We start from the raw sequence: 8,307 nt of genomic DNA on the forward strand, positions 1-8,307 counted from the left end.
ATGCTTTCCGGGAAAATGTGCTGGAATTATTAATTAGTTGGCGGGTTAGTATGGAAATAAATAACATCCTAGAAACTGAAGATAGAGAGGTGTTTATGACCTTATCTCAAACCTATCAGGAATGGAAGGAAGCAACTAAACGGGAAGGACGACAGGAAGGACTAGAGCGAGGACTAGAGCGAGGAAAACTAGAGGCTAAACTGGAATCTATTCCCCGTTTGCTGGCCTTGGGTTTAAGTGTGGAACAAATCGCTCAAGCTTTGGATTTAGACTTAGAACAAGTCCGACAAGCTACGCAAGGGTAGAGAATTGATTTAACTATAATCTGAGTCAAAATCAATCAAGATTCTGGTTAAAACGCCGATTTAAGCATTTTTGTCCTTGAAAAAACCAATGCCCGATGAAAATAGTTTTGAGGAGTTAATTAACGAACTAAAGCTTAGAAATATTAAACACAATTCCCAAGATATTATTGCCATTACTCAATTAGACAACGGGCGGATAATCTTTTTAGAAATCGATAATTCTTCATCGGGTTGGGAACATATTCTTAATAAACATGGAGAAGATTTTCAGCGTCGAGGCATTGCGATTAATAATATTATTGATTTCTTGATGAAAGCAATTACCATGGGTCAATTAATCGGCACTCAAGGAACGAGCAGAAGTATTTATAAAGTTGATTATCAAGGATAAATTCAATACATTTCTATCGATATTGGTAGTAATGGTTATGTAGTTAGTGCGAATGCCACTCCCCGAAAACTCATCCAACGTTTCTTAGGAGAAGACCTTGATGAAAAGAAAAATTAAACTAATGGCAGAATATAACTATTCGCCTCTTTGGGATATGGAAACTGCTGATAACCTTAACTTAGATGAGTTACCTTTATCGAGTTCTATCCAACAGAAGTTAAGTAATTGGGCAGAGATTTATAATCAAATTATAAATTGGGACAATCCCGCCGATTCACATTTTTTTGATGCAGTAAGTCAAGACAATTTTGAGAGGGAAGGTGTCAATATTTGGCGGCAATTACAAGAGGAATTATCACCCAATTATCAAATATTTTACTTTAGTGAAAAACAGCAACGACTTTTGACTCCAGAAGATGCAAGTGAAGCGATCAGAGAAAAAGAGGTTAGATATAAATAGCCCCAAAACTCGATCGCTTTTATTGTCAATTTTTTAGCTCATAGATTATTTTGAGAAAATAAATCTTCTGTTAAATGTATTCAATTGATAGTAACTTTTTCCCGTGTTAGGATCGTTAACTATCGGCACAAGTCCCCCACAATCTTTTGTCCACTCCGTACCATCAACTATTGGTTGATATACGTTATCATAGACAGAAATACATTTTCTTCCTTCGGCGGGAATGTAGCAAGAACCCCTATGAATAAAAGACCCTGATATATTAGGTGCAATCGTAGTACCCGATCCATTAAACTGACAAACAAATTCACGACCACGAGGAGCAAATTGAGCGATAATAAGGTGATCTTGCTCACTAATTTCGGCTGTGGCACTGGTCGCTATAGCAGTATATCCGATCGCTGTAGTTGCTACTAGAGAAAAGACCTGAAGGAGAGAATTGCATAAGCTTTTCTTCTCCCCCCCCCATTTTTCATAATTGTTGCTAATGTCATGATGCTCAAGGGAATTTATCGAAGACAATCGTAAGTTAACAAAACTGATTTTTATTTGTCAAGGGATTTCTGAAATATCTGACATTTTTGTTAACATAAGTTTATAAAACCATTCAAAAATCGATCAATACAATTGAGAATTATCGATTAACTGCTCAGTCCATGAAACCCCATGACCAATTTGCCAAAAATTACCTTGAACAATTACTTTCTCCCCTGGGAATCTTCGAAATCAGCAAAGAAGTCAGCGACGAAACCCGACAGATAGATGTATTTTTTTCCCCCAATCCCGAACCCAACCCCGATTATCTGGGATTGTTAGGCAGAATTGTCCTTAATACTGTCTTAATTGAACCCTATCGCAATCCTCCCAACCGTAGCGAGATTCGCAATTGTTTAGCGAAACTTTTGACAATTTTAGCCGAACTGCAAAGACAAGCTAAACGGGAAAATCAGAGTTACAATGAAGACAATGCCCCTCGTTTGTGGATTTTATCCCCTTCGGCTAGTCTGACTCTTTTAGAGAGTATTGGGGCAAAATTAGACTCAGATTGGCCAGAAGGAGTGTATTTTCTTCCCGCGCTTTATCGCACGGCAATTATCGCTATTAATCAATTGCCTGTGACTCCTGAGACTCTCTGGTTAAGATTATTAGGAAGGGGAAAAACTCAAAACCAAGCGGTGCGAGAATTGTTAGAATTACCTCAAGGTAATGCTTTCCGGGAAAATGTGCTGGAATTATTGATTAGTTGGCGGGTTAGTATGGAAATAAATAACATCCTAGAAACTGAGGATAGAGAGGTGTTTATGACCTTATCTCAAACCTATCAGGAATGGAAGGAAGCAACTAAACAGGAGGGACGACAGGAAGGAAAACTGGAAGGAAAACTAGAAGGAAAACTAGAAGGAAAACTGGAATCTATTCCCCGTTTGCTGGCTTTGGGTTTAAGTGTGGAACAAATCGCTCAAGCTTTGGATTTAGACTTAGAGCAGGTCCGACAAGCGGCGCGAGAGTAAAGGTGGAGAGTTAAAACGCAAAAATGCCACAATGGATAAAATAGGCATTTTCTGACTAACTGACATCTTCTATGAGTAACCACCTAAGCGGAAGCGAGATTCGCCAGCGATTTTTAGACTTTTTTGCGGCCAGAAACCATAAAATTCTCCCTAGTGCATCTCTAGTCCCAGAAGACCCCACCGTTTTGCTGACTATTGCGGGAATGCTCCCTTTTAAGCCGATTTTCTTAGGGCAAAAGACCCCAGAATTTCCCCGCGCTACCACTTCCCAAAAATGTATTCGCACCAACGATATCGAAAATGTCGGCCGGACTGCCAGACATCATACTTTTTTCGAGATGTTGGGCAATTTTAGCTTTGGTGATTATTTTAAAGAACAAGCGATCGCCTGGGCCTGGGAATTGTCCACAGAAGTTTTTAACCTTCCCCCCGAAAGATTAGTCGTTAGTGTCTTTAAAGAGGATGAGGAAGCTTTCGCTATCTGGCGCGATAAAATCGGTATTCCTGCCCATCGTATCCAAAAAATGGGCGAAGCGGATAACTTTTGGGTATCGGGTCCCACGGGTCCCTGTGGTCCTTGTTCGGAAATTTACTACGATTTTCACCCGGAATTAGGGGATAAAACCATCGATTTAGAGGATGATAGCCGTTTTATCGAGTTTTATAACCTCGTCTTCATGCAGTATAACCGCGACGCGGATGGCAATCTGACACCCCTGGCCAATAAAAATATCGATACGGGGATGGGTTTGGAACGGATGGCGCAAATCCTGCAAAAAGTCGCCAATAACTACGAAACTGACCTAATTTTCCCGATTGTCGCCGAAGCGGCCCGGTTAGCAGCCATAGACTACCAGAAAGCGGACGAAAAAACGAAAGTTTCCCTAAAAGTCATCGGCGATCATGTGCGTTCGGTAGTACACATGATCGCCGATGGTATCTCAGCATCGAATACTGACAGAGGTTACGTCCTGCGTCGTCTGATTCGCAGAGTAGTACGGCACGGGCGTTTAATCGGTATTGAAGGTCAATTTATCACCAAAGTCGCGGAAGTGGCGATCGCTCTTTCCGAGTCCGTCTATGGCAATGTTCGGGAACGAGAAACGGTGATCAAGGCAGAATTAGAGCGAGAGGAAGCGAGATTTTTAGAAACCCTAGAAAGAGGCGAGAAACTGCTCGAATCGATTCTAGAAAAAGAAAAAAGCCAGATTTCGGGAGTCGATGCCTTTACCCTTTATGATACCTATGGCTTCCCCCTGGAACTGACTCAAGAAATCGCCGAGGAGCAGGGTTTAAGCGTCGATACGGCGGGTTTCGAGCAGGAAATGAAAAAACAGCAGCAAAGATCAAAAGCCGCCCACGAAACCATAGATTTGACGGTACAGGGGAGTTTAGATAAGCTGGCAGAACATATTCACCCGACGGAATTTCTCGGTTATACGGATTTGCAAGCAACCGCAACAGTAACGGCGGTTTTAGTCGCCGGTAAAACGGTGGAATCGGCCGCAGCAGGCACTGAGGTGCAGGTAGTTCTCGATCAAACGCCTTTTTATGCCGAATCGGGTGGACAAATCGGTGACAAGGGTTATTTAACTGGCGATAATCTGCTTATCCGCGTTGAGGATGTGCAGAAAGAATCGGGGATTTTTATCCATTTTGGTCGGATTGAGCGGGGAATTGTCACCACTGGCGATACAATTAATGCTCAGATCGATCGCTCCTGTCGTCGTCGCGCTCAAGCTAATCATACCGCCACCCATCTGCTACAATCGGCCCTGAAAAAGCTTGTCGATGGGGGGATTTCCCAAGCAGGTTCCCTCGTCAGTTTCGATCGCCTCCGTTTTGATTTTAACTGTCCTCGTCCCCTGACTAGCGCTGAATTGCAACAGGTGGAAGAACAGATTAACACTTGGATTGCCGAAGCGCATGACACCGAGATAGCGGTGATGGGATTGGAAGAAGCGAAGCAGAAGGGAGCTATTGCCATGTTTGGCGAGAAATACGGCTCAGAAGTGCGAGTTATCGATATTCCTAGTGTTTCTATGGAATTATGCGGGGGAACTCACGTTAAAAATACCGCCGAGATCGGTTTATTTAAAATCATCTCCGAGACGGGAATCGCCGCAGGAATTCGTCGCATCGAAGCGGTGGCCGGCCCTGCCGTGTTAGCCTATTTGAATGAACGGGATCAGGTGGTGCGGGATTTGTGCGATCGCTTTAAGGTCAAACCTCTGGAAATTCCCGATCGCATTACGGCCTTACAATCGGAGTTAAAGGGGACACAAAAGCAGTTAGAAGCGGTTAAACAGGAGTTAGCACTAAATAAATCGGATGCTTTTCTATCTCAAACTGAATCTATCGGCGAATTTAAGCTATTAGTCGCTTCTTTGGGCGATATTGATGCTAATGCTTTGATGGCCGCAGCCGAAAGACTACAGCAAAAATTAGGGGAAGGGGCAGTGATTTTGGCCTCGACTCCCGCAGCTGATAAAGTGAGTTTAGTGGCCGCTTTTAGTCCCCGGGTGATTAAAGATAAGGGTTTACAAGCGGGTAAATTTATCGGTGCGATCGCTAAAATCTGCGCCGGTGGTGGTGGTGGTCGTCCCAATTTAGCTCAAGCTGGGGGACGGGATGCTAGTAAGTTAAGCGAAGCTTTAGCTAAGGCCAAAAGTCAGTTAACTAGCAGTTTACAATAGTTTTAAGGGTGGGCATTTTGTCCACCTTTAAAAAATTAGTTATCCTCTCGGTGTGATTGGTAAAAATAATATGGAACTACTGATCAAGAATTTGGGATCAATTAGAAACAATAATCAAGCTATAGATTTAATGGTTATTGGTGCGCTTCCATATAGGCTCGTAGCAACTCATTGATCTGTATCTGATAGCCTTTTCCCTGAGATTTAAACCACTCGAATACATCATTATCAATGGAGAGGGTAACTTGAGCTTTGTCCTTGGTTACGGCGACACTTTGCCGCACTACGGATTTAGCAAACATTTCAGGTGTAATTTCTGGACAGTCTGATAAATCAATATCTTCATCGCTCATTGCGTCTAATCGTTGCCAATCAGTTTGAGAGTTGCTTAAAGTAGGTTCGTTGTTCATATTTCGTTGCCTTTCTTGCAGAAATAATACGAGTGTGATCCTCACGTTCGGTATGGACAACGGCAATAATTCGCCCTTTTAGTAAACCCAATGTAACAAAACGCTGCTCTCCATAATCGAGACGATCATCTTCAACCGTTAAAATGTCCCCATCGAAAACGGCGGGAACATCGGCAAAATCTATACCGTGTTTACGAAGATTAGTAAGTCGTTTTGCTTCATCCCATCGGTATTCCATAACTGAACGACTGTTACAACTTTCAATTATAGCGTTTTTCAGTCTGCTGAGGTACAAAAGTTATGGGTTTTAGGCAAAAGGCAAAAGACAAGATGCAAAAATGAAGAAAAATAGGTGTACCTCACTAGCTTAGGAAACGCTATATATAGTGTTTTCACAAATTGTTGTTACTGTCGTTATCCAAGTTTTTGGAATTGTGATTGGGAGAATAAACCAGAAAAAAGGCGCGTTAAGTAATGCCTCCCACGAGATTGATGAGCGCAATAGACATCTCCAAAAATTATAACCTAGTCACAGCTTGCTTTTGGTTTATGTACTAACTAAATGGTTCAATAGCTGTAATGTATATCTATTGTTGCTAATTCAATTTTACTGAAAAAATATGAGGCAATTAAAATAATTTTGATCCAGGTAGATTCTTTAACTAGAAAGACTTTTAGTCTTGAGATAATATTAGGTGCTAGAAAGTCTATTAGAAAACATCTAGACAGTCATTGTCGGTAATTTCGTTTAAATTTATAGTCAAGCATTAAACAAACTGTGGAGAAGATATTTTTATCATCAGATATCTTCTCCACAGTAATACGACTTATTGAATTCCCATTCCTACACGAGATGTTTTATAGAAGTTTATTTTGTAGGGTTACTGGGATCATATTCTTTTCTGGCATTGACTAAATAAATGGAATCACTTTTTGGTGAATAAACAAAAGGTAAATTTTTTGCAGGCTGCTGTAAATTTTGCGGTAGTAAGTTAAAAATATCTGTAAAATCTACAGTAACTTTCTGTGTTTTGCCATTAATAATTACTCCTTGAGCATTAGGTTTACAGTTGAGTTCTATAATTTTATCTTTGGCTTCGTTTTGTACAGCAGCATTAGCAGTAACATAAACCAGATATCCTTCGTCGGAAAGAGCCTGAGCTTTTGTATTTGCATCATCTTTCCGATTGAAGAATGCAATCTGTGTTTCCTGAACTTCAACGGGACAAGTGTTTAATTTGGGCTTTCCTGCGACAACAGCATAAAGTTTAGAAGTTTCAGCAACTCCGTTAGTTGTGGTAATAGGACCGGTGAAGGAAATACGGGTATTAGTACCTGGAACAGTGGGCTGGGTTGTACTAAAATCTAAGTCGGCACTCTGAAATGATCCATCACCTAGTTTATCTTTTATATCTTCCACATTAAGCGGAACAGAGATGTTGTAGTTAAGCTGCTCTAATATATCAACCTTCTTCTGTTGAGAAGCCGCATCTGGATAAAAGCTCGTTAAACCTAAATCGAGTTTGTCTGTAAAAACAGGTTGAGCAAACGCAGAATTACCAACAGTAAAAACTAAGATTGCCAAAACCGAAACAATCATCCCCGTTAGAAATGCAAACTTTTTCTTGTTCAGATTTTCGGAGTTCGGATTCAATATCATTGAATTTACCCTCAATAATTTATGGTACTTAGAAGTTATACATTAAGAAAAACGGCTCTTCTAGAGTTTGTGTGATAATTTTTGCTTATATAGTCGTGAAATGCTTATCGGGCAAAACTTTTAGGGCTATTTTGCGGAAGAAACTATCAGCATAGACCTCGTTTCCACACAGAAACCAGAAGAGCCGAAAAACTTCACAATGTATAACTTCTAGCCCAGTATATTTTTCTCCTGCTCCTCAAAACAACCGAAGTTTAGGAACTTAAGAAAAAAGTCCCCAAAATTCCTCAAATCCTTTCTCCCACAAAAATCCTTAACTTGGGAAAAATCCCCAACTTTACTAACTTAAGCCCAAATTTTCGCAAAATATCCTGACAATCTCCCCCCACTCCGACCCCCAAACTTTGGCGGCTCTCTTAGGTTTGGTGGGTAAAATGTATTCTAAGATACAGTCCTGCTGGCGAGGGAGTGGAAGGAACCACTCCAGACACAGAGGACACAAAGATTGATCGCTTCTATAGTAAGTTAAACTTATCACACAAAGTCGAGAAGAGCCGGTTACACCTCGGAGCCTTCCGTTCCCAGCTTCAATCTCAGAGTTGTGATTTCTGAAATTGGGGGTGGCCATCGCCGTTACTCTCACCTTTGTAATAAGTTGTTAAAATCTATTAAGTAGCTGGTTATAATTAAATTAGAAATGGATTTTAGATTCGATCCCCCCTGCCCCCCTTGATCTATCCCTTATAGGGATCTTTCTTAACAATTTTTTCAGTAAGCACTCCAACCCTTATCCTGACTTGATTTCAGTTTTTTCTTTGTCAGTAAGGGTGTCAACAAGGAATATTACAGATTGTTAACCGAGTCTTGAAAGCCA

The 8,307-nt window shown here is 41.0% G+C and carries 8 protein-coding genes and 1 pseudogene; 5 read left to right on the top strand and 4 right to left on the bottom strand.

Annotation, left to right across the window (positions count from 1 at the left end; translation table 11 throughout):
• The 3 genes and pseudogenes from IM485_RS06240 to IM485_RS06250 all read left to right on the top strand — a co-directional run.
• Positions 1-305, top strand: a pseudogene (locus tag IM485_RS06240) (flagellar assembly protein H); the annotation flags it as partial.
• Between the two features lie 76 nt (positions 306-381).
• Positions 382-696 carry a hypothetical protein gene (locus tag IM485_RS06245; RefSeq protein ID WP_287741995.1) on the top strand — a complete coding sequence of 105 codons (315 nt, stop codon included), beginning with the start codon at positions 382-384 and terminating at the stop codon, positions 694-696.
• 100 nt (positions 697-796) lie between these two features.
• Positions 797-1,156 carry an immunity protein CdiI family protein gene (locus tag IM485_RS06250; RefSeq protein WP_012265665.1) on the top strand — a complete coding sequence of 120 codons (360 nt, stop codon included), beginning with the start codon at positions 797-799 and terminating at the stop codon, positions 1,154-1,156.
• Positions 1,157-1,201: 45 nt separating this feature from the next.
• Here IM485_RS06250 and IM485_RS06255 read toward each other — a convergent pair whose 3' ends face one another.
• Entirely contained in the window at positions 1,202-1,678 is a 477-nt protein-coding gene (locus IM485_RS06255) for a hypothetical protein (protein WP_104397355.1), read from the bottom strand.
• 134 nt (positions 1,679-1,812) lie between these two features.
• Between IM485_RS06255 and IM485_RS06260 the strand changes: the two genes are divergently transcribed.
• Both IM485_RS06260 and alaS read left to right on the top strand, forming a co-directional pair.
• Positions 1,813-2,667, top strand: coding sequence for an Rpn family recombination-promoting nuclease/putative transposase (locus IM485_RS06260; protein ID WP_104397354.1), 855 nt, complete (start codon positions 1,813-1,815; stop codon positions 2,665-2,667).
• Positions 2,668-2,738: 71 nt separating this feature from the next.
• Positions 2,739-5,363, top strand: coding sequence for an alanine--tRNA ligase (alaS, locus tag IM485_RS06265; protein WP_287741999.1), 2,625 nt, complete (start codon positions 2,739-2,741; stop codon positions 5,361-5,363).
• A 134-nt stretch (positions 5,364-5,497) separates the two neighbouring features.
• Here alaS and IM485_RS06270 read toward each other — a convergent pair whose 3' ends face one another.
• From IM485_RS06270 to IM485_RS06280, 3 genes are all read right to left on the bottom strand, one after another.
• Positions 5,498-5,773, bottom strand: a complete 276-nt coding sequence (locus IM485_RS06270) for a BrnA antitoxin family protein (protein ID WP_104397352.1) — start codon at positions 5,771-5,773, stop codon at positions 5,498-5,500.
• Complete coding sequence (locus IM485_RS06275; protein WP_104397351.1) at positions 5,736-6,011, bottom strand: BrnT family toxin; 276 nt, start codon at positions 6,009-6,011, stop codon at positions 5,736-5,738. The genes IM485_RS06270 and IM485_RS06275 overlap by 38 nt, the downstream gene beginning before the upstream one ends.
• Positions 6,012-6,641: 630 nt before the next feature.
• A complete protein-coding gene (locus IM485_RS06280; RefSeq protein ID WP_104397350.1) occupies positions 6,642-7,433 on the bottom strand; it encodes a hypothetical protein in 792 nt (263 codons plus the stop codon).
• Positions 7,434-8,307: the final 874 nt, after the last annotated feature.

This window comes from Microcystis sp. M169S2, from assembly GCF_020245865.1.
Taxonomy (GTDB): Bacteria; Cyanobacteriota; Cyanobacteriia; order Cyanobacteriales; family Microcystaceae; genus Microcystis; species Microcystis ichthyoblabe_A.